Below are 26,805 nucleotides of genomic sequence, written 5' to 3' on the forward strand. Positions count from 1 at the left end.
CCATTTGTCGAACACCCCTGTAGGGCCGAGCGCGCGGGAAATGCCCGCCATCCGCCCAGGAAGACCGAATATGAATTCCTCCGTTTCCGCTTTGCCGCTGTCCGCCCTCGATTCTGCCAACGAAGCGCTGACCCTGCGTCTGCCGAGCTCGTTGCAGCTCAAACAGCAGTTCCCGCTCAGTCATTCCCTGCAACAACAAGTCAATACTCACCGTCAGGCGGTGCGTGCCATCCTCAACGGTGAAGATCCACGCCTGCTGGTCATCGTGGGTCCCTGTTCTATTCACGACCCGCAATCGGCAATCGAATACGCCAGCAAGCTCGCTCGTCTGGCTGAGGATGTCAGCGGTGAAATGCTCTTGGTCATGCGCGCCTACGTTGAAAAGCCACGTACCACAATCGGCTGGAAAGGCCTGGCCTACGATCCGCATCTGGATGGCACTGATGACATGGCCGCCGGCCTGATACTTTCCCGCGAACTGATGCTGGAAATGATCCGGCTCGGACTACCGGTTGCCACCGAACTGCTCCAACCCATGGCTGCCAATTACTTCGATGACCTGCTGAGCTGGGTGGCCATTGGTGCCCGCACCACCGAATCGCAAATTCACCGAGAGATGGCAAGCGGCCTGAACATGCCGGTCGGCTTCAAAAACGGTACCGACGGCGGCGCCGCCGTTGCCGTCGACGCCATGCGCTCGGCAGCTCATCCGCATCGGCATTTCGGCGTGGACAGCCAAGGGCATCCGGCGATCGTGCAAACCGCTGGCAATGCGGACACCCACATGGTGCTGCGCGGCGGCCATCATGGGCCAAACTACGACGCAACCAGCGTCGCCAAAATCAGCGCCGAACTCAGCCGACTGAAGATCCCCAGTCGAATCATGGTCGATTGCAGCCACGCCAATAGCGGCAAGGACCCACTGCGTCAGCCAGGGGTGTTCAACGACGTGCTTGAGCAACGCTTGCGCGGTAACCATTCGCTAATCGGCATGATGCTCGAATCACACCTTTTCGAAGGCTGCCAGCCGCTGAGCACTTCTTTGCGCTATGGCGTATCGATTACCGATGGCTGCCTCGGCTTCGGCGCAACCGAACAACTGCTGACCGACGCCGCACACCGTCTCGCACACACCAGGATGTGATCGCAAGTCGCCCTCCCGCTCCATGCAGAGCGTGGAGGGCTGACGTTCCCACGCTATGCCATTACGCTGATCCGTCTCACCGCAGATTGCTGACTGACGTCATCCAGGCGTTCTACGGTGTAAGCAATCTCGACCGTTGTCCCATGATGTTCCCGCCAGAAGCGGTGAGGGACAATGAAACTCAGCGGTTGCCCGGCCAGCTCCGAAGTGATTTCAAGATCATCGCGGTGACTGAAAAATTCGCCGTCAAGCTTGAGATAGACCAGCTCATCCTCCTGCACTTGCGCGTCCTCAATGAGAATGGAAACCCCGTCTACCGAATCCTTCACTGACAACACATTTTCAATCGCTTCAACGACATCCGGCGCAGCCAGCCGAGCACGCACCGCCGGCCCGATGAAAACTTTCGCTGGCTCCGACGTGCTAACCGTTCCACAGGGTTGTTCGACCCGGTAGGCGACGACGACCTCACCGCCGCGATGCGCTTCGATATAGCAGCCCGGCACCCAGAACGACAGATTTTGTGCAACGGCGTAGGCCTCCACGTTCAACGTGTCGGTAAAGATCTCGGGCGAGGTATCACCGTGCCAGGACAACATCACCCGGTCCCCCGGCGACATTCTCGCGTAGGGCTGCAACGTAACCAATGTGCCCTCGGTCACTCGCGACGGCTCCAGCGCTCCGTTTACCGAGCCTTCTATCTGCGGTGCCAACAGTTGCGCGCGGACATCTCCCACAGACACTTGCAGGCGAACAGACTCCACTGCGTTGGGTGCGGACGCACTTTGAAGTGTCCAGTAAACCTCGAGCGAACCACCATCCAGCGCAGCCACATGCATGCCCTTGATGACGAAGATGACTTCACTGCCAACCTGAGCCTGGCTGACAAATCGAACCTTCTCGTATTGATAGGCGAAGCCTTCGATATCGAGCCCCTCCCAGCTCAACGTCAACTGATCACCACAATGCATGTTGGCATAAGGAGTAATGCGAACAACGGCCCTGGCCAACGAAGGCTCCAGAACGCTGCCCTCCAACCCATCAATCGTTGGCGCCATCAGAGGCTCGATAGACATTTTGGCAACTGCCGGCTGACGCATCCGCCAGCAAAACTCGACTTCATGGCTGTTCATTTTCGTCTCCACTCCCTGGAAAGCGTGCCGTTCCGAACGACGACACTGACATCTACATTGAGGACTTCTTTGGATGTTCTGGATGTCAGCCGAATACACCGCGACGACGGCGTAACCGCTACCAGCAAAGTAGGCAACTGAGGAGTTCGCGCAGTTATGACGACAAACGACCCGGCGAACTTCCGATTCGGATTTCACAGGTCTCCGAAATTTCGTACACCTCGTAGTCCATTTTCAAACACGAAGTGAAGCTTCTTCGTACTTCTTCAACGGGATGAGTGTTTTAGAGTGGCCCGGTGATTTCCCGATGAACTTCTACGAAAAAGGTAAGAACATGCAACGGAATGCTACAACTCGTTATCCCATCCTGTTGGTCCACGGTCTGTTCGGGTTCGAGCGTATCGGTCATTTCGAGCTGTTCCATGACGTCAAGTCCGCGGTGAAAGCGGCCGGCTGTCGAGTGTTTGTTCCACACCTTTGCGCCACTCACGACAACGAAATGAGGGGTGAGCAATTGCTGTCACAGATTGCCTGCGTGCTGCGAGGCACAGGCGCCAGGAAAGTCAACCTTATAGGACACAGTCAGGGCGCCTTGGCTGCACGCTATGCTGCAGCGCTTGCACCAGACCTCGTCGCTTCAGTTACCTCCGTCAGCGGCCCGAATCATGGTTCGGAGCTCGCCGACTTTCTGCGCAAGGCGCTGGTCCCCGGCAAGCTGCCGGAAGTGGTTGCGCAAAATGTTGCGACGCAATTTGCCGATCTTCTGTGCTTGCTCAGCGGCAGCGTGGCGTTACCGCAGAATGCGCTCGCCGCACTCAATGCGCTGACTACCGTTGGCGTTGGTCAATTCAATGACAAGTTCCCACAGGGTCTGCCGCAAACCTGGGGAGGCCACGGTGCCGAACAAGTCAACGGCGTGCGTTATTACTCGTGGAGTGGAGTTGTTCCGCAATCGACGCAGCCAGCACTGGATCCGGTCCAGGGCATATGCCGGGTCCTGTCGCAATACTTCACCACCGAACCCCAGCAAAATGACGGTTTTGTCGGACGCTTCAGCGCTCACCTCGGCCATGTGATCCGCTCCGATTATCCGATGGATCACTTGGCCAGCCTGCGAAAAACTGCGGGCACGAAGATCTCTTCACCCGATCCGATCGAACTGTACGTCGAGCATGCCCGGCGCCTGCGTGCGGCGGATCTTTGAATAGAGTCAGGGACGCAGAATGGAACTTTGCCGAGAATTCGCCCACTGATTCCGGTAGGCTCCACCTTTTATTGAAACAGTTCGGAGAATTTCCCATGGCTAAAGCCACTGCCCGCCACATCCTGGTTTCCAGCGAAGACAAGTGCAACGAACTCAAGGCCCAGATCGAAGGCGGCGCCGATTTCGCTGAAGTCGCCAAAGCCAACTCCAGCTGCCCGTCCAGCCGTCAGGGCGGTGATCTGGGTTCGTTCGGTCCAGGCCAGATGGTCAAGGAGTTCGACACCGTGGTGTTCAGCGCGCCGATCAACGTCGTGCAAGGCCCGGTGAAAACCCAGTTCGGTTATCACCTGCTGGAAGTCACCAGCCGTCAGGACTGATTCGTCGTCCGATTGCTACAACGGCCCGCCTTCTGGTGGGCCGTTGTGTTTCAGTTACATATACGGCTGGCGAGTGGCGCGCGGCTCGCGTACAACTTGCGCTTATCGATTTTCCGTTCCAAGGCTGACGATGCGACTGGTTTTTCCCACACTGATGCTCACCGCCCTCGCCCTTCTCACGGGTGCCGCCGGTGTAGTCGCTGCGCCGCAACACGCACTGACCGTCTACGGCGAACCGGCGAAGTACCCCGCCGGCTTCAGCCATTTCGACTACACCAATCCGCAAGCGCCGAAGGGCGGGACAATGCGTCGCTCGGCGATCGAAATCGGACACTTCGACCATTTGCTGCCTTATATAGACAAAGGCATCGGTGTAACACAGATCGACGGGCTCCTTTACTCTCCACTGGCGCAGCGCTCACTGGACGAGCCATACACCGTCTATGGTCTGGTCGCACAACAGATGGAGCGCTCGGTCGACGGTCTTTCGCTGCGTTTCTTCATCAATCCGAAGGCGCGCTTTGCCGATGGCAAACCGATCACCGCTGAAGACGTGCGCTACACCTACAATCTCTTGATGACCCAGGGCAGCCTGCGCTATCGCACCCAGTTCGCCGACGTCAAAGGCGTTGAAATCGAAGGCCCACTGACCGTGCGCTTCGACTTCAAAAGCAACGAAAACCGCACCTTGCCGCTGGATATCGCGACCCTGCCGGTGTTTCCCGAACACTGGTGGAAGAGTCGCGATTTCGCCGGCGGCGGTGGTTATGAACCGCCGCTGGGCAGCGGGCCGTATCGGGTCGGCAAGGTCGACTCCGGGCGCAGCATCACCTTCGAACGCAATGGCGACTGGTGGGGCAAGGACCTGCCGGTCAGTCGCGGTCTGTACAACTTCGACCATTTCAGTATCGAGTATTTCGGCGACACCGATGTCGCTCGTCAGGTCCTGCGCGGCGGTGCCTATGACTACAACCGCGAGTTTTCCGCGACCGGCTATTCGATCGGCTACGACAGCCCGGCCCTCAGCGATGGTCGCTTGCAGAAAGCCCACCTCGCCACTGAAGCGCCGCAATCCGCCCAGGGCTTCGTGTTCAATCTGCAAAAGCCGATGTTCCAGGACCGTCGCGTGCGCCAGGCACTGGCGATGCTTTGGGATTTCGAGTGGAGCAACCGGCAGATGATGCGCAACGTGTATATCCGCCAGCAGAGCTACTTCTCCAATACCGACCTCGCCGCTAGACAGTTGCCCGACGCACAGGAACTGAAAATCCTCGAACCGCTGCGCGATCAGATTCCTGAGGAAGTGTTCACTCAAGTCTTCGAAGCGCCGAAGACCGATGGCAGCGGGATCATCCGTGACAAGCAATTGCAAGCGCTCGATTTGCTCGAGCAGGCCGGCTGGAAACCGGACGGCGATCAACTCGTCAACAACGCCGGTGAGCCATTGAGCTTCACCTTTCTGGTCAGCCAGAACGGCATGGACCGCCTCCTGCTGCCATACAAGCGCACGCTGAAGCAGATCGGCATTGAGCTCAACATCCGCCGCATTGACTCGTCGCAATACGTCAATCGCCTGATGAGCCGCGATTACGACATGATCGTTACCGGCTACCCCGTCACGACGTCTCCGGGCGGCGAGCTGCTCAACTACTTCGGCTCGGCAGCGGCCAACGATCCGGGCGCGAACAATTACATGGTGCTGAAAAACCCGGCGGTCGACACGTTGATCAACGGCCTGATCCGCGCCTCGACTCAATCGGACATGTTGCATTACGCCCATGCACTGGACCGAGTGCTGCAATGGAACTACTACTGGATTCCCAATTACTACCCGCCGGGCACTTCGACCGTCTGGTGGAACCGCTTCGGCATTCCCACGGTCCAGGCGAGCAATGACGAAGCCATCGAGAGCTGGTGGGAAATCAGCCGGACGCCGTTGACCAACCAACAAATGACCGCTGAGAAAATCAGTCGCAGCAGACCCGGAGGGCCGCACTGATGTGGGGTTACATACTGCGGCGCCTGCTGCTGATCATTCCGACGCTGGTGATCATCCTGCTGGTCAATTTCGTGATCATTCAGGCCGCGCCCGGCGGACCGGTGGAACAAGCCATCGCCCATCTGCAAGGCATCGGCGGCGCCAGCGTCGGCGGCGGAGCCAGCGAGACATCGAGCAACGCTTCGCGCGCCAGCCGTGGCCTCGACCCGCAACTGATCAAGGACATCGAGAAACAGTACGGCTTCGACAAGCCTGCCCACGAACGCCTGTGGCTGATGCTGAAAAACTACGCGCAGCTGGATTTCGGCAAGAGCTTCTTTCGCGGCGCGACCGTCACCGACCTGATTCTGGAGAAGATGCCGGTGACCATTTCCCTCGGGCTGTGGGCGACGCTGATCACCTATCTGGTGTCGATCCCGCTGGGCATCCGCAAGGCCGTGCACCATGGCAGCCATTTCGATATCTGGAGCAGCACGGCGATCATCATTGGCTATGCAATGCCAGCGTTTCTGTTTGCGATGTTCCTGATCGTGGTATTTGCCGGCGGCACTTCGCTGAACTGGTTTCCGGTGCGCGGACTGGTCTCGGACAACTTCGAATCGCTGTCGACGCTGGGCAAGATCGCCGACTATTTCTGGCATCTGGTGCTGCCGGTCACCGCACTCGTGATTGGCGGATTCGCCACCCTGACCATCCTGACGAAAAACTCGTTCCTCAATGAAATCACCCGACAGTACGTCGTCACGGCCCGGGCCAAAGGTTTGAGCGAACGCCGCGTACTGTACGGACACGTTTTTCGTAACGCGATGCTGCTGGTGGTCTCAGGCATACCTCAGGCGTTCATCAGCGTGTTCTTCGCCGGCTCGCTGCTGATCGAAGTGATTTTTTCCCTCGATGGCCTTGGGCGCATGAGTTACGAAGCGGCGGTTTCGCGGGACTATCCGGTGGTATTCGGCTCGCTGTTCATCTTCACCCTGTTTGGCCTGCTGATAAAACTGATCGGCGACCTCTGCTACACCCTGGTCGACCCGCGTATCGACTTCGCCGCGAGGAATGCCTGATGTTCAAGCTCTCGCCTTTGGGTCGTCGCCGTTTCGAACGTTTCAAGAAAAACCGTCGCGGCTGGTGGTCGCTGTGGCTGTTCATCGGCCTGTTCATCCTGACGCTGGGTGGTGAATTGATCGCCAACGACAAGCCGTTGGTAGTCAGTTATCAGGGCCAGTGGTGTTTCCCGGTGTTCAAGCGCCACACCGAACAGGAGTTCGGCGGGCAACTGCCCTTTCAGGCTGATTACCGCAGCGAATATGTGCAGAACCTGATCCGCAAGGACGGCGGCTGGTTATTGTTCCCGCCGATTCCGTTCAGCGATGACACGCCCAACTATGACCTGAACAAACCGGCGCCGAGCCCACCAACATCGGTCAACTGGCTGGGCACCGACGATCAGGCGCGTGATGTGCTGGCGCGCGTGATCTTTGGCGCTCGAGTATCGATACTGTTTGCCTTGATGCTCACGTTTGTCAGCGCGCTGATCGGTATCGCCGCCGGCGCGTTGCAGGGCTATTACGGTGGCTGGGTCGATCTGCTGGGGCAGCGGGTACTGGAAGTCTGGTCGGGACTGCCGGTGCTTTACCTGCTGATCATCCTCTCCGGTTTCGTCGAGCCGAATTTCTGGTGGTTACTGGGGATCATGGCGCTCTTTTCCTGGCTCGCACTGGTCGATGTGGTGCGTGCCGAGTTCTTGCGCGGGCGCAATCTGGAATACGTCAAAGCCGCACGCGCCTTGGGCCTGACTGACCGCAAGGTGATTTTCCGGCACATCCTGCCCAACGCGATGAACGCGACACTTAGCTATTTGCCGTTCATTTTGACCGGGGCGATTTCGACGTTGACCGCGCTGGATTTTCTTGGCTTCGGCATGCCGGCCGGCAGTGCCTCGCTGGGCGAACTGATCGGTCAGGGCAAGCAGAACCTGCAAGCGCCGTGGCTCGGGTTGACCGCGTTCTTTACCCTGGCGCTGATCCTTTCCTTGCTGGTATTCATCGGCGAAGCGTTACGTGACGCTTTTGACCCTCGATCCTGAAGCGTGACCATGACTGAAAACCTGATTGAAATCCGCAACCTCAATGTCGCCTTCCATGGCCAGACGGTGGTGCGAGAACTGTGCCTGGATATCCGCCCCGGTGAGTGCCTGGCGCTGGTCGGCGAATCGGGTTCGGGGAAATCGGTGACCGCGCATTCGATCCTGCAACTGCTGCCCGATACGGAGGCGCAAACCCGTGGCAGCATCCGCTATCGCGGACAGGAACTGCTCGGTGCCGAGCCGAAAGTCTTGCGAGAACTACGCGGCAATCGCATTGCGATGATCTTTCAAGAGCCAATGACCTCGCTCAATCCGCTGCACACCATCGAAAAGCAGATCGGCGAAACCCTGTTACTGCACCGTGGCCTCGGCGGCAAGCAAGCGCAGCAGCGTATTCTCGAATTGCTCGGACTGGTCGGCATTCAAAAGCCCAAGGAACGCTTGAAAGCTTATCCGCATCAGCTCTCTGGCGGGCAACGGCAACGGGTGATGATCGCCATGGCCCTGGCCTGCGAACCGGAGTTGTTGATTGCCGACGAGCCTACCACGGCGCTGGATGTCACCGTGCAGCGCAAGATTCTCTTGCTGCTCAAGTCCTTGCAACAGCGGCTCGGCATGTCGCTGCTGCTGATCAGTCACGATCTCAATCTGGTGCGCAGCATCGCGCAGCGGGTGTGCGTGATGAAGGCTGGCGAGATCGTCGAGCAGGCACCCTGCGAAACCCTGTTTACCGAACCCAAACACCCTTACAGCTGCGTGCTGTTGAACGCAGAACCGGAAGGTGAAGCCCTGCCCCGTGACGAACGTGAAAATGTGCTGGAAGTCGCTGACCTGCGTGTCGATTTCCAGGTCGGTGGCGGACTGTTTCGCCGCAAGCAATATTTGCGCGCAGTTGATGGCATCAGCCTGAATATTCAGCGCGGCAAGACCTTGGGCATTGTTGGCGAGTCCGGTTCGGGCAAGTCGACGCTGGGGCAGGCGATTCTGCGCTTGCTCGACTCCGAAGGCAGTATCCGCTTTCAGGGCGAAGCGCTTGATGGTCTCAATCAGAAGCAACTGCGGCCGTGGCGCCGAAAGATGCAAGTGGTGTTTCAGGATCCGTTTGGCAGCCTGAGCCCGCGCATGTCGGTAGCACAGATCATCAGCGAAGGCCTGGAAGTGCATTGCGAATCGACGGCTGACGAATGCGACGAGCAGGTAATTCGTGTTCTCAAGGAAGTCGGTCTGGATCCGGAGAGCCGCCATCGCTACCCGCATGAATTTTCCGGCGGTCAGCGCCAGCGCATCGCCATTGCCCGGGCACTGGTGCTCAAACCCGCGCTGATCCTTCTTGATGAACCGACCTCGGCCCTCGACCGCACCGTACAGAAACAAGTGGTCGCCCTGCTCCGTGATCTGCAGGAAAAACACGGTCTGACCTACCTGTTCATCAGCCATGATCTGGCGGTGGTGCGCGCCCTCGCCCATGACATGATCGTGATCAAGGACGGCCAGGTCGTCGAGCGGGGCGCCAGTCACGACGTGTTCGACAACCCGCAGCATCCGTACACCAAAGAGCTGTTGGCGGCGGCGCATCCGGGGTAGGCATAATCGGCGCTCGCCTCGGAACCGAGTCATGGCTATCGCGAGCAGGCTCACTCCTGCAATTGGAATGCGTTCCCCTGTAGGAGTGAGCCTGCTCGCGATGACGCCTTAACAGGCGAAATATTTTCAGGACCCTGCAGATGAACACCACCGAAAGCCTCAAGGACTATCAACGGGTTCGCACTCTGGCGATCCGTTCGCTGTTCGAGATCATCGAGCAGTCCAGCGAAGGCACGGTGATCGTCGATCGCGAAGCGAACATCGTCTGGATGAACGAACGCTACGCGCGACGCTTTGGTCTCGAATCGGCGGCAGGCGCCATCGGCAAATCCTGCGAAAGTGTGATCCCCGGCAGCTTGCTGCGCGAAGTGGTGCGCACCGGTCGCCCCATTCTGCTGGACATGCAGGACACGCCGAAGGAACCGCTGGTAGTGATGCGCCTGCCGATCCACGACGACGCCGGCAGCGTAATTGGCGCCATCGGTTTTGCCCTGTTCGACGAGTTGCGTACGCTGTCGCCGATGCTCAAGCGCTACCTGAGCATGCAGGAAGAGCTCGCTTCGACCCGCTCGCTGCTGCGTGCGCGGCAGACCAAATACAATTTCGCCCATTTCATCGGCACCAGCGCCGCCAGCCTCGAAGTCAAACGCCGCGCCCGGCGCAGTGCCAGCGCTGATTCGCCCGTTTTGCTGCTGGGGGAAACCGGCACCGGCAAAGAGCTGCTTGCCCAAGCGATTCACAGCGCCTCACCTCGGGCGCACAAAGCCTTCGTCAGCATCAACAGTGCGGCGATTCCCGAAGCGCTGCTGGAAGCCGAATTCTTTGGCACGGCACCCGGCGCTTTTACCGGCGCCGATCGCAAGGGTCGCACCGGCAAACTGCAGGTCGCTCAAGGCGGCACGCTGTTTCTCGACGAGATCGGCGACATGCCGCTGCCGCTGCAAAGCAAACTGCTGCGGGTGTTGCAGGAAAAAGAGTACGAACCGGTCGGCTCCAACGAAGTGATCCAGAGCGATGTGCGGGTAATCGCCGCGACCTCGACGGATCTGCAGGCGGCGATCAAGCGCGGCGAATTCCGCGCCGATTTGTACTACCGCCTCAACGTACTGCCGATCCAGGTGCCGCCGCTGCGCGAACGTCTCGATGATCTGCCGGCGCTGAGCGAGGCGATTCTGGAAGAACTGCGCAGCCAGCATGAACTGCACCGCGATGCGCTGGCGTTGCTGGGCCAGCATGCGTGGCCGGGCAACATTCGCGAATTGCGCAACGTACTGGAGCGGGCGGCGTTGCTCAGTGATGATCTGATGTTGACCGAACAGGATATTCGCGCGGCGATTGGCACGTTCACTCCGGTTGAGCGAACGCCCGAACCGAGTCTGCAAGCGCCGGCCGGTGAGACATTTGCCCAGGCGCGGGCGCGGTTTGATCGGCAGTTGATCGAGTCGACCTTGGCGCAATGCAATGGGAAAGTACCGGAAGCTGCGGCTCGGCTGGGGCTGGGGCGGTCGACCCTGTACAAGAAGATGGCTGCGCTGGGGATCGTCGAGTCTACATAAAGAGACATTGATCTCTTATCTTGGATAGTTTTTTAAGATCAAAAGATCGCAGCCTTCGGCGGCTCCTACAGGGTTGATAAGTATTTCCTTGTAGGAGCGGCCGGAGGCTGCGATTTTTTCGGTCTCACAAACGAGACAAATTTTCCGGCGCAATCTCACTTTTTCATGAAATATCTATAGATATCCACGTGTTAGGCACTTGGCACAGTAATCGCTAACACCTCTCCACACCCGTTCCACCCATAAAAACAACAATTCTGGAGAGACACACCATGAGTGTGATCATTGCCTTGGCAGCCCTGACGCTGCTGATGCTCGCCGCCTACCGTGGCTACAGCGTCATCCTCTTCGCCCCGATCGCCGCCCTCGGCGCGGTGCTGCTCACCGATCCGTCTGCCGTCGCACCCGCGTTCACCGGGGTGTTCATGGACAAAATGGTCGGTTTCATCAAGCTCTACTTCCCGGTATTTCTCCTCGGCGCGGTGTTCGGCAAGTTGATCGAGCTGTCCGGGTTCTCACGCTCGATCGTGGCTGCTGCGATTCGCTTGCTCGGGACTAAGCAAGCGATGCTGGTGATCGTACTGGTCTGCGCACTGCTGACTTATGGCGGCGTGTCGTTGTTCGTTGTGGTCTTTGCCGTTTACCCGTTTGCAGCGGAGATGTTCCGCCAGAGCAATATTCCCAAGCGCCTGATCCCGGCGACCATTGCCCTCGGTGCGTTCTCGTTCACCATGGACGCCCTGCCCGGCACCCCGCAGATCCAGAACATCATCCCCAGCACCTTCTTCAACACCACCGCCTGGGCGGCGCCGTGGCTGGGGGTGATCGGCACGATCTTCGTATTCTGCGCCGGGATGCTGTTCCTGCAGCGTCAGCGCAACAAGGCGCAGCGTGCCGGCGAAGGTTACGGCACCGAACTGCGCAACGAACCGGAAACGGCAGAAGATCTCAAGCTGCCGAACCCTTGGATTGCGCTGTCGCCACTGCTGGCCGTGGGCATCATGAATCTGCTGTTCACCCAGTGGATTCCGCAGTGGTACGGCAAGACCCATAGCCTCGCGCTGCCGGGCATGGCCGCGCCGGTCACCACCGAGATCGCCAAACTCACGGCGATCTGGGCGGTGCAGGCGGCGTTGCTGATCGGCATCCTCATGGTGTTAGCGTTCGGCTTTCAGGCGATTCGCAGCAAGCTTGCCGAAGGCAGCAAAAGCGCGGTCAGCGGTGCGCTGCTGGCGGCCATGAACACCGCTTCCGAATACGGCTTTGGCGCGGTGATTGCGTCGCTGCCCGGTTTCCTCGTGCTGGCTGACTGGCTCAAGCAGATTCCCAATCCGTTGGTCAACGAAGCGATCACCGTGACGCTGCTGGCCGGCATCACCGGTTCGGCCTCGGGCGGCATGAGCATTGCGCTGGCGGCGATGTCCGAGCAGTTCATCAGTGCGGCGCACGCGGCGAATATTCCGCTGGAAGTGCTGCACCGCGTCGCAGCGATGGCCAGTGGCGGCATGGACACCCTGCCGCACAACGGCGCGGTGATCACGCTGTTGGCGGTGACCGGGCTGACCCACCGCGAAGCCTATAAAGACATTTTCTGTATTACGCTGATCAAGACCCTGGCAGTTTTCGTGGTGATCGGCACTTTCTACGCCACTGGCATTGTGTGAGGTATTCATGACCACTCTTTCCGGCAAGACAGCTTTGGTGACCGGCTCCACCAGCGGCATCGGCCTGGGCATCGCGCTGAGCCTGGCTAAGGCCGGCGCCAATCTGATTCTCAATGGTTTCGGCGACGCCTCGAAAGTGATCGCTGACGTCGCTCAGTACGGCGGCAAGGTCGGCCATCATCCCGCCGATGTCAGCGACCCGGCGCAGATTGCCGACATGGTTGCTTACGCCGAGCGTGAGTTTGGCGGCGTCGACATTCTGGTCAACAACGCGGGTATTCAGCATGTCGCGGCAGTGGAAGAGTTCCCGGTGGAGCGCTGGGATTCGATCATCGCGATCAACCTGTCGTCGGTGTTTCACAGCACGCGTCTGAGCCTGCCGGGCATGCGCCAGAAAAACTGGGGGCGCATCATCAACATCGCCTCGGTGCATGGTCAGGTCGGCTCCACCGGCAAAGCCGCATATGTCGCCGCAAAGCATGGTGTGATCGGCCTGACCAAAGTGGTCGGGCTCGAAACCGCGACCAGCCATGTCACCTGCAACGCAATCTGTCCAGGTTGGGTGTTGACGCCGCTGGTGCAGAAGCAGATCGATGATCGCGCGGCCAAGGGCGTCGATCCGCAGCAGGCGCAGCATGATCTGCTCGCCGAAAAACAGCCGTCGCTGGAGTTCGTCACACCGCAGCATTTGGGTGAGCTGGTGCTGTTCTTGTGCAGCGAAGCTGGCAGCCAGGTGCGCGGCGCGGCGTGGAATATTGATGGTGGCTGGCTGGCGCAATAAACACCTGGCCCTCTGTAGGAGTGAGCCTGCTCGCGATAGCGGTACATCAGTCACCTGTTACGGGTCTGGCACACCGCTATCGCGAGCAGGCTCACTCCTACAGGGTATGTGTAATCCGATAAGAAGAGGCAACCCCATGTCCGAGATCCTCTGGCAACCCGACGCCCAGCGTATCGCCCGTTCGCGTCTGGACGCCTTTCGGCGCGAGATCAATCAACGGCATTCGCTGCAGCTCGATGGCTACCCTGCCCTGCACCAATGGAGCATCGAGCAGCGCCCCGCTTTCTGGCAGGCGATCGTCGATTTTTTCGACATCCGTTTTCACACCCAGCCTGACGCCGTCTTGCGTGAGGGTGCAGAGATGCCGAGTGCCGAATGGTTTCCGGGCGCGACGCTGAACTTCGCTGAACACCTGCTGCGCCGTCGCGATGATGCGGTAGCAGTGGTCGCCGTCGCGGAAAATGGCCAGCGCGAACAGCTGACCTGGGCCGAACTGGCCGAACACGTCGCCGGTTTTCAGGCGAGCCTGCGCGCGGCCGGTGTGGCTCAAGGTGATCGCGTGGCGGCGTGCATGCCCAACACCTGGCAGACGCTGGTGGCAATGCTGGCCACCACCAGCCTCGGCGCGATCTGGTCCTGCTCGTCGCCAGACTTCGGCACCCACGGCGTGATCGATCGCTTCGGCCAGATCGAACCGAAAGTGCTGCTCACCTGCGCCGGTTATCAATACGCCGGAAAAACCCTCGATCAGACCGCCAAGCTCAACGAAATCCTGGCGCAACTGCCGTCGCTGCAGCAGTTGATCATCGTGCCGTACGCTCGCCCGCAAGCTCGCATCGAGGACTACCAAACCCTAGCCTGCGTCTCCATCTGGGAAGATTTTTATCTACCCGGTGGCGAGCCGGATTTCACCCCGGTGCCGTTCAACCATCCGCTTTACGTGCTGTACTCCAGCGGCACCACCGGCGTACCGAAATGCATCGTCCACAGCACCGGCGGCGTGCTGCTGCAACACGTCAAGGAGCACGGCCTACATTGCGACCTCGGACCTGGTGATCGCCTGTTCTACTACACAACCTGCGGCTGGATGATGTGGAACTGGCTGGTCTCTGCCCTTGCCGTGGGCAGTGCCGTAGTGCTTTACGACGGCTCGCCGTTTCATCCGGACCCTCAGCGTCTGCTCGACCTGATCGACGACGAACGCATCAGCGTGTTTGGCACCAGTCCCAAATTCCTCGCCACGCTGGAAAGCAGCGGCGCCAGGCCCAGGGAAAGTCATGACTTGAGCAGCTTGAAAACGCTGTTGTGTACAGGCTCGGCGCTGTCGCCGCAAAGTTACGATTTCATTTACCGCGACTTGAAAACCGACGTGTGCCTGGCCTCGATGTCAGGTGGCACCGACATCGTGTCCTGTTTCGTCAACGGCAACCCGCTGTCACCGGTACGGCGTGGGGAAATCATGGGCAAAAGCCTCGGCATGGCCGTGGAGGTATGGAACGACGCAGGCCAGCCGGTAATCGGTGAAAAAGGCGAAATGGTCTGCACCCGACATTTCCCGGCGATGCCGATTGGTTTGTGGAATGACCCTGACGGCGCGAAGCTGCGACAGTCTTATTTCAGCCTGTTTCCTGGCGTCTGGGCGCAGGGTGACTACGCCGAACAATTGCCCCACGGCGCGATGATGATTCATGGCCGTTCGGATGCGGTGCTCAACCCGGGCGGCGTACGGATCGGCACGGCGGAAATTTATCGTCAGGTCGAGAAAATCACCGACGTGCTGGACAGCGTCGCCATTGGCCAGCAGTGGCAGGATGATGTGCGGGTCGTGTTATTTGTGCGATTGCGCGAAGGACTGATGCTCAACGACCAGCTGCAACAGCGCATTCGTGAAGTCATCCGCGCCAATACCACCCCTAGGCATGTACCGGCGAAGATTGTTGCGGTGACGGATATTCCACGCACCATCAGCGGTAAGGTTGTCGAGCTGGCGGTGCGAGACGTGGTGCATGGGCGGCCGGTGAAGAACACCGATGCGCTGGCCAATCCCGAAGCGCTGGAGCAGTTTCGAGATCGGCGTGAGCTCAGCGACTGCGCGCCATGAAGCAACGCTGCCCCATGCCAGCATGGGGCAGCGTTACGAATCAATCACCGTTCAACTCAATGAGAACTTCACTTTCTATCGTCCGACCGATGTGACGGCTGACCGCTGCATTGAGGATTTGGACGTTCTTGAAGTATGCAGCAGCATCCGTTTCCACCTGACTCAGCAGCGCAGTCAACACTGCATAAGAGTCGGCATTCGAACGAGCTTCAGCGGCACTGTGAAACCCGCCACCCGGTTTCGGCAGGCGCCCAGCCGCGAGATTCAGCAACGGTGCCACATCGAGGACGGCAGTGTTGTTCTGCATACTGGCCGGGGCGGTAATCAAATCAGTTTTGCCTGCCCCTGCGCGGAACATCTCATGAAGCAGATCGTCCGCAACCTCACCGTAATTAAAACCTGCTGCATTGAAACGGGAATTGAGATTTCGGTTGTTGATGATCAGGTACTCGACACTTTCCTTCTCGTGCAAGCCGGCCTTTTTCCATTCGCTGTATTGGGTCTGGCTGACTTCAATGGTTTGATCATCGATTTTTGCACTGTCCAGCACGAAATTGCTGGCGGACGTGTCGTAGACGTTCAATCGAACAGCCGTCAATAAAGTCGCAAACTCATCTCGCCCTCCAGGGGTGCTGCCTAAAAACAGGCCAATGGCAAAATCGGTCTTGGTATTGAGCTTTGGCATGCTGAGCAGGTTGACTGCCGCGTCAACCTTTTCCCGCGCAATCGGCAGACTGTTCTGAACGATATGTCGCGTATAGCTCTCGGGACGCACGCCGGGCACAGTGAACGCGTGCTGAAACTGGAAGTCAGCCAGCGTTTCCCCCACGGAGTACCGCGACTGCTTATCGCATACCATTGATTGTTTCTGTTCAACGCACATACGTTAACCACATCGGCGGCACCCGCCCGGGGTTTCCATTTGCCCTGACCGGCTTGGGGCAAACTGGATAACTTCAGAAAGTCCACGGATTGACGTCTACTGGTCAATCGATGCAATTGCGAGGTCGCTGAGTCGAGTAGCTTGACGCCCTGCCTGCTTAATTCAAGGCCGCTTTTCAAAAGTGACTTGGTCGCGAGGTATCCGGCCGTCGGTAACCCATCTATGGGGTTGAATGTCGACACCGTCAACTTCAAGGAATATTTCACGACGCTGGCGAGTTTCGCCGTCAGCGAAACTGTTCTTGCTGCAATCGTCAGTATCTTTGCCGGGGCGCCCAAGACAGTGAAGAAAATCCCGATCGCATCCATCGTGCAGGCATAAATGCCATCCACGACTTTGTTGCGCTCACCCGAAGCAATGTCTTCAATGCATCGTTTGAAGGGCACAACGAGATCAATTACAAACGTCACCCATTCGTCGGTCTTCTTGGTAAGAGACTCTCTTTCCGTAAGTTCTGTAAACGCCAATATCAGTTCATCGACGCTGCCGACAGGCCGGTGGGTTATCACGAATTGCGCGATATTGTTTATATGTTCGTCCATGAAGAACTGATAAAGACTGTGCTTGTCCGCTGGCGCAGTTGTCGGGGCAGCAAGCGTCCCCAGCTTTTCTATGACCATGATATCGGAGGCATTAGGGCGGGGGCGTGTGCCCTGCGTATAACTCTGAAAGTCAGTTGGAACCTGATGGGTTTCGGGCAGAGGAAAAAAGGCATCATTGCTATTCCCTTTGAAATCCAGCCTGGCCGGCATATTCATCTTTTGCGTTTTCAGAACAAGCTCACCCAGAGCGTCATTTCGTCGGCACTCGCCCAAAAGACTGAATAACTCATAGCACAGCATTTGATTATCGCCGTAAGAGGCGATCATGATCACCGCGAAGCGCCCCCTTGCCTGATCTTTCTTCGCTTGCACCTCGACGCGTTGAGGGCCTTTATTGCCTACGCCAACCAAGTTGTAATTGCTGTTTGGATAGACCAATTCAGTAACTGGCGCCCGAACAGTAAAAAACGTTATCCGGCTTTTAGCGAAAATATCGCGATCTTGCCGGGGCATACCCGACAAGGCTAGTTTGATATTGGATGCGATCGCGCTATGCAGGCACCGATGATACTGTCGAACTTCATCCTCAAAAACACTTTGATTGATCGCCAGCCTCATCAATTGCGGATACTGAGTGAGAATGTGCGGTGTTTCATTCCAGTCCCATTCGCCCGAAGTCAGTACACCCTCGATGTGCAAATCCAGCATTGAGACTCGTGTACCAGAGAACGTTTCTGGCCGAAGTAGCGGATCCTCCAGGAAATCACATTCCGGTAAAGCTTTTTGCAAAGCCTCCAGCGCAAGCTTCTTCCGATTGGGTACGAGCGCGGAAAACGCCTTCACGCCGTTGACCATCGTTTCTACATGTATTTGATAAGCACCCAGCGCTTTCTCGGCGGCATTGGCGACAGATGCATTCAGATCACTTTGCGCGATCACCTCGTTGATCAACGCCCAATCAATGATAACATCAACTGCAGCCAGGCCTTGGAGTTGGCCCAGTGCCTGACTGATCGACCCCATGTCGGCAAACAGCATTGCGTCATTGTAATGGACAAAGCGTGCAGCTCCTCTAACGCTGAGCTCGATCATGCCGACCGCCTGAGACAACGTTACCCATCCGATTGAACCCGCAGTCAGCCATGTCGGCACACCATCCATCAAAAGTGCCGGGGCCACCGCGGACAACAGCATATGTGATGCCAAAGGCACCAACGTGCGGGGCACGATTTTCTGGCCGACAAGATACTGCTCAAAGCTCTGCCGAATACTGGCCAGGCTCTTATCGGTGGCAACGGCCGGATGATAAATATCATAGCCAGCGATTACGTTGCGCTGTTTCTTGTTGCCAATACCTGGATCAAGTTGAAGAAGAATGGCCGTGTAGAGAACCTGCACGTAATCATTCGCATCACACTCCTCGCCAGCACGAGCGCCCCACCACTGCAGTGCATCAATATATTTCTTCGCCAAATCATAGGAAAACTGATGATGCACAAGTTCCTGCAGCACCTCGTCGGCAGTTTCCCAATCAACCCCATCATGTAAAACGGGCTTGACGTTTTCATACAACATACCCAGCAAACCTTTTCCGGCGGGAACCAGCTTCGCGGTCAATGTCCGAATTTCTTGACACTGAGTTACGGTCAATGCAGCTGAACCACCGTCGTGGCCGTTGATGTAGTCCCAATAATTGGCGATACGGTCACTACGGCGGAATTCCCATTGCAGAAAATTCAGCAGAGATTCCAGTTGCTCGACATCAGTCGGGACCAACAGCCCGTGAAAGCGCAGCCATTGAGCATAACTGGCATCGTCTGTTACCGAGCGGACTGCTCCACCCGATTGCGCTGCGCCCTCCATGATTATTTTCAGGACTGCCTGCTTATTCGGGTCAGATTGTATTTTCTGTCGTATGCTTTCAGCGCCACTTCCATTGTTGATCCAGACGTCAAGCCCGGCGCTGGTGACGATTGCAACCGCGTTACGATCGTATGGCTTGATCAGATCCGCCAGCATTTTGCTGAAGGTCTTGTGCACATAATAAAAAGAGGATTCCTCCTCCAAGGTCAAAGTAATTGACTCCATATCGATCAACGCTGCACTTTGTCGCACTTTATACAACGCATAAAGCACTGACGTTATTTTTTTCCGCTCTAACCCATCAGCTTTAATGCATAACTGATTTTCCTGCGCAGCCATAACTGCACTACCAGAGGAACCACTTCTGATCTTCATGTTCTGTCCTAGTTTAAATTCATTAGCGTCATAATCGACGCCTTTAAACTTTAAACAGAACCAAACATCAATCAACCAGTTAGTTATTAACCGACATTTCAGAGCGAAAACTTCAACAGAACAAACACGAACTCAGTAAACATCCACTTTACTCAATCAACCCCCAACCACCCGACGAGTCATCTTTGATTCTATCGTCTGAGTGCAGCTTTATCCGCAATCTTAAATTATTCACAGAATCTGCATGTTTAATTGCTTCATCTACATCGACGACACCTTCTTCAACCAGCTTATAAAGCGCGGAGTCGAATGTTTGCATACCTGCACCCTCCGACTTTTCCATAACGCTTTTAAGTTCTCCCAGTTCATTTCGCCGAACCAGATCTCCCACCGTTGGCGTGCCTAGCAATACCTCAACAGCAGCCCTTCGTTGACCATCAACAGTACGCACCAAGCGCTGTGAGATAAATGCTTTCAGGTTATTGCCTAGCGCTTGCAGCAACTGCGGTCGCCGCTCTTCAGGGAACATATTGATAATCCGATCCAGCGCCTGATTGGCATTGGTCGCGTGCAAGGTCGACAACACCAGATGCCCGGTATCGGCGAATGACAACGCATGCTCCATGGTTTCGCGATCACGTATTTCGCCGATCAATACCACATCCGGGGCCTGGCGCAGCGTGTTCTTCAAAGCAGCTTGGAAACTGCGTGTGTCGACACCGACTTCGCGCTGATTGACGATCGAGCGCTGGTGCCGGTGGATATATTCGATCGGGTCTTCGATCGTCACGATGTGCCCGGCACTGTGGCGGTTGCGGTGATCGATGAGTGCCGCCAGCGACGTCGACTTGCCTGAACTGGTTGCGCCTACAAACAGGATCAACCCTCGCTTGAGCATCACCGTTTCCAGCAACACCGGCGGCAGCTTCAGGTCTTCGAATCGCGGGATGTCGAGTTTGACATTGCGGATGACAATCGACACGTCGTTGCGCTGCTTGAAAATGTTTACCCGGAAGCGCCCGACGCCCGTTCGGGAGATTGCCAGGTTCATTTCCAGATCCCGGTCGAACTCCCGGCGTTGCTCGGCGTCCATCAGGGAGGCGGCGATGGCCGCGGTTTCGCCGGGTTTGAATGGCTGATCGCTCAACGCTCTCAGCACACCGTCAATGCGCGCGCTCGGCGCTGCGCCGGTAGAGAGGAACAGATCAGAACCGTTTTTTTGCGACAATATTGTCAACAGTGCATCGATTTCCATGGCTGACAGCACCCGCGAAGCATTGAATGAGCAGATTTGGCCTACGCTTGGCGCGGCTCCTGCAACAATGATAGACCCCGTCTCACCGAACCACGCTCAGGATTGAAACATGAATGCTGTACCCACCACCGATGACGCTCAGGCCCTGATTGCCCGCACCGACTGGAGCCGCAGCCCGCTGGGCCCCGCCGGCACCTGGCCGCAGAGCTTGCGCACGGCGGTGGATATCGTCATTCATTCACCGATGCCGATGCTGCTGTTATGGGGTCCGCAACTCACGCAGATCTACAACAATGGTTTTGCCCTGCTCGCTGGCAGCAAACATCCCGAAGCGTTCGGGCAACCGACTCATGACGTCTGGCCGGAAGTCCGGGATTTCTCCGAACCGATTTATCAGGCGGTGTTACAGGGCCAGGTACGCAGCTTCAGCGAGCAACGTTTCAGCGTGCAACGCGACGGCAAGAAAACCGATTTCTGGCTGGATCTGACCTATAGCCCGATTCGCGATGAAACCGCCCAGGTGGCTGGAATTCTGATCACCGCCATCGAAACCAACGAACGCCGCCGCATTGCCCTGGAATTGCAGCGCCGTTCCGAGGAAAGCCTCAAGGCCCAGCGCCAGTCCGAAGAACGCCTGCAACTGGCCTTGGCCGCCACCGACGCGGTAGGTACCTGGGACTGGGACATTGGCGAAGACCGCTTCATCGCCGATGCGCACTTTGCCGAATTGCACGGTGTCGATCCGGCCAGGGCCGGGCAGTTGCCGATCAGCGAATATCTGCACGGGGTACACCCCGAAGACCGCGCCATGGTCGCGCGCGGCATCAAGTATTGCATTACTCATGGCACTGAGTACGCCGAGGAATACCGCTTGCTGCAGGCTGATGGCACGCTGCGCTGGGTGTTCGCACGCGGCCGTTGCTACAAGGATCATCATGGTCGGCCGGTGCGTTTTCTCGGCGCGGCGCTGGACCTGACCGAACGCAAACACACCGAACAAGCGCTGCGTCAGAGCCAGACCGAATTGCAGCTGATCATCAACGCCATGCCGATCCTGATCAGCTATGTCGACGCCGAAGAACGTTTTCGTCTGAACAACGCGGCCTATCTCGACTGGTACGGGCTGACTCCGCAAGAGCTGTACGGTCGTACGATTCGCGAAGTCATCGGCGAAGAGGCGTATTTCCTGCGTGCACCTTTTATCGCTGAAGCGCTGGCAGGACGCTCCTGTTCGTTCAGTTTCTACACGCCGCACCGCGACGGCAGCACCCGTCACGCGTTGATGAACTATCTGCCCCGTCATGGCGCGGACGGTGCGGTCAACGGTTTCTACATCTTTGTCATCGATGAGACCGAGCGCAAAAAAACCGAGGAAGCCCTGCGCAATCTCAATGAAACCCTCGAAGAGCGCGTCAGCGCCCGCACCGAACAACTGGCCCAGGCCAACCAGCGTTTGCAGAACGAGATGTTCGAGCGCGAGCGCGCCGAAGATGCTCTGCGCCACGCGCAGAAAATGGAAGCTGTCGGCCAGCTCACCGGCGGCATCGCTCACGACTTCAACAACATGCTCACGGGCATCATCGGCAGTCTGGATTTGATGCAGCGCTATATCGCCAACGGACGCGCCGACGAGATTGGCCGCTTCACCGAGGCGGCGGTGTCATCGGCCAATCGCGCAGCGGCGCTGACCCACCGCTTGCTGGCGTTCTCGCGGCGCCAGTCGCTGGACCGCAAACAACTGAACGTCAACGAGTTGGTGCACTCGCTGGAAGACCTGATCCGGCGCACCAAGGGCGATGCCATCGATCTGCAATTGCGCCTGCCCGACGACGTGTGGCCCGTCAGCACCGACGTCAGTCAGTTGGAAAATGCCCTGCTCAACCTGGTGATCAACGCCCGCGATGCGATGCCGGAGGGCGGCGCGTTGCTGATCCAGACCGCGAACGTGTACCTCGACAGCAGCGACATCACCATTCTCGAGCCGGTAAAGGCCGGGGAATACGTCATGCTCGCGGTCAGCGATAACGGCACCGGCATGACGCCGTCAATTCGCTCCAAGGCGTTCGACCCGTTTTTTACCACCAAGCCGATCGGCCAGGGCACCGGACTGGGGCTGTCGATGATCTACGGATTTGCCCAGCAGTCCGGCGGCCATGTCAGCCTCGACAGTGTGCCGGGACAAGGCACTTGCGTACGTCTGTACTTGCCGCGTTTGCTTGAACTGGATGCCGAGGCGGTGTCGGTGAAGAATGCCGAACCGATCGCGGCGTCATCGACCGGTGAAACCGCGCTGGTCGTTGAAGATGATCCGGCGGTGCGCATGCTGGTGCTCGATCTGCTCAAGGAACTGGGCTACAAAACCTTCGAAGCGGAAAACGCGCAGACCGCCCTGCCGCTGCTCGAATCCGCACAACGCATCGATCTGCTGGTCACTGATGTCGGGCTGCCGGGCATGAACGGTCGCCAGTTGGCGGAGATTGCTCGCCAGCATCGGCCGGCTCTTAAAGTGCTGTTCATGACCGGTTACGCGCAAATAGCAGCCGAGCGTCAGGGCTTTCTCGAAGCAGGCATGGACATGGTCGCCAAGCCGTTTGTACTTGAGGTCCTGGCGAGCAAGATCCGCAAGTTGAGCACCCCGACCCCGTGACTTGAGGCATAATCTCGCGCCCCGCCGTCACCCGTTATCAGGTATCGCACGATGAAAGCCCAAGCCCGCCACATTCTGGTGAAAACTGCCGAAGAGGCCGAACAACTCAAACAGCGCATCGCCAAGGGTGAAGCGTTCGATGTGCTGGCGAAGAAGTTTTCCACCTGCCCGTCCGGCAAGCGCGGCGGCGATCTGGGCGAAGTGCGGCCGGGACAGATGGTCGGGGCGATTGATGCGGTGATTTTCAAGAAACCGCTGCGCACCGTGCATGGGCCGATCAAGAGCAAGTTTGGCTATCACCTGGTGCAGGTGTTTTATCGGGATTGATCACTGCTGCTGTGTAGGAGCTGACGAGTGCCACGAGGCTGCGATCTGTTGATTCTGCGTTTGCGGATCAAGATCAAAAGATCGCAGCCTCGTTGCACTCGTCAGCTCCTACAAGGGATTGCATTTCAAATTCTGGGGATCAGCGCTCCGGGTACTTGAATCACCCGACTGGCCAATTCATGCCCCGCCGCTGCCGCCTCCGCCGGACTGCCGCCGAGCAAGCGCCTGGCCAGATACGCCGCGCTGAACGAGTCCCCCGCCGCTGTGGTGTCGACGACCTTGTCGACCTTCTGCGCCGGCACTTCGAACGCCTCACCATCGCAGCGAATCAGACACGCCTCGGCGCCGCGCTTGAGCACCACTTCCGCCGTGCCGATCTGTGCATACGTGGCAAACACCTCAGCGCAATCGGCAAACCCGAACAATGCCTGTTCGTCATCCACCGTCAGCAACGCCAGATCGACATAAGACAGGACGCTGCGATACGCCGCGCGCGCCTCTTCCACAGACGCCCACAGGCGTGGGCGGTAGTTGTTGTCGAAAACGATGCGTGCGCCGCGCTGTCTGGCTTCAATCAGGGTCTTGATCAGTCGGGCGCGGCCTTGCATTCCGAGTACAGCGAGGGTGATCCCGCTGAAATACAGCACGTCGTAGTCCGGCAACGCCGCGAGGATCCGCTCGGCCGCAGGGGTGGTGAAGCAATCGCGTACCGCCGCTTCGTTGCGCCAGTACAGGAAGCGCCGCTCGCCGTTGGCGTCGGTCTGGATGCAGTACAGACCAGGCAACCGACCGGGCAAACGCTGTACCAGATCAAGGCCGATGCCTTCGCTGCGCCAGATCTGGCACATCGCGTCGCTGAAACTGTCGTCACCCAGCGCGGTGACGTAGTCGACGTGCGCCTTATCGCCCAGCGCACGGGACAGATACACCGCTGTGTTGAGGGTATCGCCACCGAAGCTTTGCTGCAGACTGCCGTCGGCGCGTTGCTGCAGTTCGATCATGCATTCGCCGATCAGGGCGATGCGCGGGGTGTTGCGGAGGATTTTCATCGGGTGGGATCTCTGGTGGTTCGGTGGTGGCTGTCCGGACGCTTTCGCGAGCAGGCTCGCTCCCACAATGGAGCGCATTGTCCTTGTGGGAGCGAGCCTTCTCGCGAATAGCCGCCGCAACGCAATCGCAAGCCTTAGAAGCAAGTCTCCATGGTCTCGATGACCGCCAACTGTTCATCCACCAGCAACCCCACCCGCCACTTGTCAAACGTCAGGCACGGATGCGATGTACCAAAGGAAATGATGTCGCCAACCCGCAGCTGTACCCCCGGCGCCACGGTCATGAACGCATGCTGATCCATCACCGCCGTGACCTTGCACGCACCGACGTCATCGCCCACCGCCGGAACTGCGCCGGCCTTGTAGCGCAGCAGCGGCACCGGCAAACCGGCATCGAACGCGACGTCACGCTTGCCCAGAGCAATCACCGCAAAACCCGGCTCCGGCAACGACTGCACGTGAGCCCAGACTTCCAGCGCCGGGCGCAGGCCCTCGTGCAGATCGCTGCGACGGTCGAGCACGCAGCACTGCGCTTCTTTGTAGATGCCGTGGTCGTGCGCCACGTAACTGCCCGGGCGCAACACGCTCAGGAAGCGGCCAGCGGCGTTTTGCGTTTCGAAGGATTCGGCAATCAGGTCATACCAGGCCGAGCCGGACGCGGTGATGATCGGTTTGGCGATAGCAAAGGCGCCGCTGTCCTGCAGCTGCACCGCCAGGCGCACAAGCGATGCGGCGAATTCGCGAATGCCGCTGACTGCGTGGTCGCCGTGGATCACGCCTTCGTAACCTTCGATGCCGGTCAGGGCCAGCGCCGGTTGCGCGTCGATGGCCTTGGCCAGTTCGATGACTTCCTGCTCGCTACGGCAACCGCAGCGTCCGCCGACCACGCCGTATTCGATCATCACGTTGAGCTTCACGCCCCGCGAAGCGAAGTAAGCCCCGAGGTCGGCGACGTTATCCGGGTGATCGACCATGCAATAGAAATCGAACGTCGGATCGGCGAGCAGATCGGCAATCAGCGCCATGTTCGGCGTGCCGACCAGTTGGTTGGCCATCAGCACCCGGCGCACGCCGTGGGCATAAGCGGCGCGTGTCTGCGTGGCGCTGGCGAGGGTGATGCCCCAGGCGCCGGCGTCGAGCTGTCGCTTGAACAGGGCTGGGGTCATGCTGGTTTTGCCATGGGGCGCCAGTTCCGCGCCACTGTCGCTGACAAACTTCTGCATCCAGCGAATGTTGTGCTCCAGCGCCTCGCGGTGCAGCACCAGCGCCGGCAGGCTGACGTCGCGGGTCAGTTGCGCACCGATGGCGGCATCGCCTTTTTCTACGGCAGAGTTGATGGCAGTGGTCATGTCGAATCCTCACAGGCGCGGCCGCAGGCAGCCGCGGTTATTCGTTGATCCGCCGGGCGAGGCTGTTGGCGCTCTCGATCAATACCCGGCGATAGTCGTTGTAATTGTTTTTCGCATCGGCCCGTGGGGCGACGATGCACAAAGTACAAATGGCCACGCCTTGCGGGTCTTTGACCGGCGCGGCGAAGCAGTGGGTGAAGGTGTCGGCGACGCTGTCGAAGGAGAAGAAGCCATCGATGCCAGCCTGACGAATTTCCGCCAGAAAACGTTCCAGTGGCAGGCGTTCGCCGTCGGGCAGGATGTAGTCGTCTTCGTCGATCAGGTCGATGATCTGCTGGTCGCTCAAATGCGCGAGCAGCAGGCGCCCGGAGGCGGTCCACGGGATTGGCGCGTTTTCGCCAATATCGGAGGAAATGCGAAAATGCCGCTCGCCCTCCTTCATCAGCGCCACCGTGTATTTGCGCCCGTTGAGCAGGCACATCTGCGCGGTTTCGCGAGTCTGACTGACGATTTCCTGCAGGGCGTGATCGGCCTCACGACTGAGGTCGAAATGGCGCAGATGCGCCTGGCCGAGGAAGTACAACTGGCGGCCCAGATAGACGTGACCGTCCTTGCCCACCGGCTCCAGAATTCGCCGTTCCAGCAAGGATGCGACCAGTTCGTAGACCGTCGATTTCGGGCTGCCAATGCCATTGGCGATGTCATTGGGGCGCAGCGGCTGGCCGATTTCCTTGAGAAAATCGAGGATATCGAACGCCCGGTCCAGACCGCGAGCCCGGCGCTTGATGGTGTCTTCGGTCATTTCAGTGGGTTCCATTCAAAGTCGCCG

General features: G+C 58.4%; 20 protein-coding genes. 13 read left to right on the top strand and 7 right to left on the bottom strand.

Features of this window, described 5'->3' with window-relative positions; all coding sequences use genetic code 11:
* Positions 1 to 70 precede the first annotated feature (70 nt).
* Positions 71 to 1,144, top strand: coding sequence for a 3-deoxy-7-phosphoheptulonate synthase (locus ACMYUN_RS02105; RefSeq protein WP_415762630.1), 1,074 nt, complete (start codon positions 71 to 73; stop codon positions 1,142 to 1,144).
* Positions 1,145 to 1,197: 53 nt separating this feature from the next.
* On the opposite strand, the gene ACMYUN_RS02110 is transcribed toward ACMYUN_RS02105, so the two are convergent.
* Positions 1,198 to 2,277, bottom strand: coding sequence for a hypothetical protein (locus tag ACMYUN_RS02110; RefSeq protein ID WP_415762631.1), 1,080 nt, complete (start codon positions 2,275 to 2,277; stop codon positions 1,198 to 1,200).
* A gap of 334 nt (positions 2,278 to 2,611) precedes the next feature.
* Here ACMYUN_RS02110 and ACMYUN_RS02115 point away from each other — a divergent pair, with 334 nt between their 5' ends.
* The 10 genes from ACMYUN_RS02115 to ACMYUN_RS02160 all read left to right on the top strand — a co-directional run bounded on the left by ACMYUN_RS02115 (position 2,612) and on the right by ACMYUN_RS02160 (position 15,626).
* The gene (locus tag ACMYUN_RS02115; protein ID WP_039758976.1) at positions 2,612 to 3,481 is read left to right on the top strand and encodes an esterase/lipase family protein; all 870 of its coding nucleotides are present in this window, start codon (positions 2,612 to 2,614) and stop codon (positions 3,479 to 3,481) included.
* A gap of 95 nt (positions 3,482 to 3,576) precedes the next feature.
* Entirely contained in the window at positions 3,577 to 3,858 is a 282-nt protein-coding gene (locus tag ACMYUN_RS02120) for a peptidylprolyl isomerase (protein WP_039758565.1), read from the top strand.
* A gap of 130 nt (positions 3,859 to 3,988) precedes the next feature.
* On the top strand, positions 3,989 to 5,857 hold the full coding sequence (locus ACMYUN_RS02125) for an extracellular solute-binding protein (protein WP_415762632.1): 1,869 nt from the start codon (positions 3,989 to 3,991) through the stop codon (positions 5,855 to 5,857).
* Positions 5,857 to 6,918: a microcin C ABC transporter permease YejB gene (locus tag ACMYUN_RS02130; RefSeq protein WP_039758569.1), complete on the top strand. Its 1,062-nt coding sequence runs from the start codon at positions 5,857 to 5,859 to the stop codon at positions 6,916 to 6,918. Before ACMYUN_RS02125 ends, ACMYUN_RS02130 begins: the two co-directional genes overlap by 1 nt.
* The gene (locus ACMYUN_RS02135) at positions 6,918 to 7,940 is read left to right on the top strand and encodes an ABC transporter permease (protein WP_415762633.1); all 1,023 of its coding nucleotides are present in this window, start codon (positions 6,918 to 6,920) and stop codon (positions 7,938 to 7,940) included. The genes ACMYUN_RS02130 and ACMYUN_RS02135 overlap by 1 nt, the downstream gene beginning before the upstream one ends.
* A gap of 9 nt (positions 7,941 to 7,949) precedes the next feature.
* Positions 7,950 to 9,524 (top strand): ABC transporter ATP-binding protein, encoded by a 1,575-nt coding sequence (locus tag ACMYUN_RS02140; protein ID WP_415762634.1) that lies wholly within the window; start codon positions 7,950 to 7,952, stop codon positions 9,522 to 9,524.
* A gap of 140 nt (positions 9,525 to 9,664) precedes the next feature.
* On the top strand, positions 9,665 to 11,080 hold the full coding sequence (locus tag ACMYUN_RS02145; RefSeq protein WP_415762635.1) for a sigma-54 interaction domain-containing protein: 1,416 nt from the start codon (positions 9,665 to 9,667) through the stop codon (positions 11,078 to 11,080).
* Between the two features lie 272 nt (positions 11,081 to 11,352).
* Complete coding sequence (locus ACMYUN_RS02150) at positions 11,353 to 12,744, top strand: GntP family permease (RefSeq protein WP_415762637.1); 1,392 nt, start codon at positions 11,353 to 11,355, stop codon at positions 12,742 to 12,744.
* A gap of 7 nt (positions 12,745 to 12,751) precedes the next feature.
* Positions 12,752 to 13,525 carry a 3-hydroxybutyrate dehydrogenase gene (gene hbdH, locus ACMYUN_RS02155; protein ID WP_415762638.1) on the top strand — a complete coding sequence of 258 codons (774 nt, stop codon included), beginning with the start codon at positions 12,752 to 12,754 and terminating at the stop codon, positions 13,523 to 13,525.
* A 136-nt stretch (positions 13,526 to 13,661) separates the two neighbouring features.
* Complete coding sequence (locus ACMYUN_RS02160) at positions 13,662 to 15,626, top strand: acetoacetate--CoA ligase (RefSeq protein ID WP_415762639.1); 1,965 nt, start codon at positions 13,662 to 13,664, stop codon at positions 15,624 to 15,626.
* 40 nt (positions 15,627 to 15,666) lie between these two features.
* Here ACMYUN_RS02160 and ACMYUN_RS02165 read toward each other — a convergent pair whose 3' ends face one another.
* From ACMYUN_RS02165 to ACMYUN_RS02175, 3 genes are all read right to left on the bottom strand, one after another.
* Positions 15,667 to 16,311, bottom strand: coding sequence for a hypothetical protein (locus tag ACMYUN_RS02165; RefSeq protein ID WP_415762640.1), 645 nt, complete (start codon positions 16,309 to 16,311; stop codon positions 15,667 to 15,669).
* Positions 16,263 to 19,349 (bottom strand): hypothetical protein, encoded by a 3,087-nt coding sequence (locus ACMYUN_RS02170; protein ID WP_415762641.1) that lies wholly within the window; start codon positions 19,347 to 19,349, stop codon positions 16,263 to 16,265. Before ACMYUN_RS02170 ends, ACMYUN_RS02165 begins: the two co-directional genes overlap by 49 nt.
* A 148-nt stretch (positions 19,350 to 19,497) precedes the next feature.
* Complete coding sequence (locus ACMYUN_RS02175; protein WP_415762642.1) at positions 19,498 to 20,604, bottom strand: PilT/PilU family type 4a pilus ATPase; 1,107 nt, start codon at positions 20,602 to 20,604, stop codon at positions 19,498 to 19,500.
* Positions 20,605 to 20,713: 109 nt separating this feature from the next.
* On the opposite strand from ACMYUN_RS02175, the gene ACMYUN_RS02180 reads away from it, so the two are divergent.
* Positions 20,714 to 23,251 (top strand): PAS domain-containing protein, encoded by a 2,538-nt coding sequence (locus ACMYUN_RS02180; protein WP_415762643.1) that lies wholly within the window; start codon positions 20,714 to 20,716, stop codon positions 23,249 to 23,251.
* Between the two features lie 51 nt (positions 23,252 to 23,302).
* Positions 23,303 to 23,578, top strand: a complete 276-nt coding sequence (locus ACMYUN_RS02185; protein ID WP_007912322.1) for a peptidylprolyl isomerase — start codon at positions 23,303 to 23,305, stop codon at positions 23,576 to 23,578.
* A gap of 125 nt (positions 23,579 to 23,703) precedes the next feature.
* On the opposite strand, the gene ACMYUN_RS02190 is transcribed toward ACMYUN_RS02185, so the two are convergent.
* From ACMYUN_RS02190 to ACMYUN_RS02200, 3 genes are all read right to left on the bottom strand, one after another.
* Positions 23,704 to 24,627: a sugar kinase gene (locus ACMYUN_RS02190; RefSeq protein WP_415762644.1), complete on the bottom strand. Its 924-nt coding sequence runs from the start codon at positions 24,625 to 24,627 to the stop codon at positions 23,704 to 23,706.
* A gap of 134 nt (positions 24,628 to 24,761) precedes the next feature.
* The gene (locus ACMYUN_RS02195; RefSeq protein WP_415762645.1) at positions 24,762 to 25,976 is read right to left on the bottom strand and encodes an amino acid deaminase; all 1,215 of its coding nucleotides are present in this window, start codon (positions 25,974 to 25,976) and stop codon (positions 24,762 to 24,764) included.
* Between the two features lie 37 nt (positions 25,977 to 26,013).
* The gene (locus ACMYUN_RS02200) at positions 26,014 to 26,778 is read right to left on the bottom strand and encodes an IclR family transcriptional regulator (RefSeq protein ID WP_415762646.1); all 765 of its coding nucleotides are present in this window, start codon (positions 26,776 to 26,778) and stop codon (positions 26,014 to 26,016) included.
* Positions 26,779 to 26,805: the final 27 nt, after the last annotated feature.

It is taken from the genome of Pseudomonas sp. CP4 (assembly GCF_047758505.1).
GTDB lineage: Bacteria > Pseudomonadota > Gammaproteobacteria > Pseudomonadales > Pseudomonadaceae > Aquipseudomonas > Aquipseudomonas fluorescens_AO.

Coding starts and splice junctions, on each gene's coding strand:
- ACMYUN_RS02105 (WP_415762630.1), top strand. CDS start 71: ATGAATTCCTCCGTTTCCGCTTTGCCGCTGTCCGCCCTCGATTCTGCC.
- ACMYUN_RS02110 (WP_415762631.1), bottom strand. CDS start 2,277: ATGAACAGCCATGAAGTCGAGTTTTGCTGGCGGATGCGTCAGCCGGCA.
- ACMYUN_RS02115 (WP_039758976.1), top strand. CDS start 2,612: ATGCAACGGAATGCTACAACTCGTTATCCCATCCTGTTGGTCCACGGT.
- ACMYUN_RS02120 (WP_039758565.1), top strand. CDS start 3,577: ATGGCTAAAGCCACTGCCCGCCACATCCTGGTTTCCAGCGAAGACAAG.
- ACMYUN_RS02125 (WP_415762632.1), top strand. CDS start 3,989: ATGCGACTGGTTTTTCCCACACTGATGCTCACCGCCCTCGCCCTTCTC.
- ACMYUN_RS02130 (WP_039758569.1), top strand. CDS start 5,857: ATGTGGGGTTACATACTGCGGCGCCTGCTGCTGATCATTCCGACGCTG.
- ACMYUN_RS02135 (WP_415762633.1), top strand. CDS start 6,918: ATGTTCAAGCTCTCGCCTTTGGGTCGTCGCCGTTTCGAACGTTTCAAG.
- ACMYUN_RS02140 (WP_415762634.1), top strand. CDS start 7,950: ATGACTGAAAACCTGATTGAAATCCGCAACCTCAATGTCGCCTTCCAT.
- ACMYUN_RS02145 (WP_415762635.1), top strand. CDS start 9,665: ATGAACACCACCGAAAGCCTCAAGGACTATCAACGGGTTCGCACTCTG.
- ACMYUN_RS02150 (WP_415762637.1), top strand. CDS start 11,353: ATGAGTGTGATCATTGCCTTGGCAGCCCTGACGCTGCTGATGCTCGCC.
- hbdH (WP_415762638.1), top strand. CDS start 12,752: ATGACCACTCTTTCCGGCAAGACAGCTTTGGTGACCGGCTCCACCAGC.
- ACMYUN_RS02160 (WP_415762639.1), top strand. CDS start 13,662: ATGTCCGAGATCCTCTGGCAACCCGACGCCCAGCGTATCGCCCGTTCG.
- ACMYUN_RS02165 (WP_415762640.1), bottom strand. CDS start 16,311: ATGCCAAAGCTCAATACCAAGACCGATTTTGCCATTGGCCTGTTTTTA.
- ACMYUN_RS02170 (WP_415762641.1), bottom strand. CDS start 19,349: ATGAAGATCAGAAGTGGTTCCTCTGGTAGTGCAGTTATGGCTGCGCAG.
- ACMYUN_RS02175 (WP_415762642.1), bottom strand. CDS start 20,604: ATGGAAATCGATGCACTGTTGACAATATTGTCGCAAAAAAACGGTTCT.
- ACMYUN_RS02180 (WP_415762643.1), top strand. CDS start 20,714: ATGAATGCTGTACCCACCACCGATGACGCTCAGGCCCTGATTGCCCGC.
- ACMYUN_RS02185 (WP_007912322.1), top strand. CDS start 23,303: ATGAAAGCCCAAGCCCGCCACATTCTGGTGAAAACTGCCGAAGAGGCC.
- ACMYUN_RS02190 (WP_415762644.1), bottom strand. CDS start 24,627: ATGAAAATCCTCCGCAACACCCCGCGCATCGCCCTGATCGGCGAATGC.
- ACMYUN_RS02195 (WP_415762645.1), bottom strand. CDS start 25,976: ATGACCACTGCCATCAACTCTGCCGTAGAAAAAGGCGATGCCGCCATC.
- ACMYUN_RS02200 (WP_415762646.1), bottom strand. CDS start 26,778: ATGACCGAAGACACCATCAAGCGCCGGGCTCGCGGTCTGGACCGGGCG.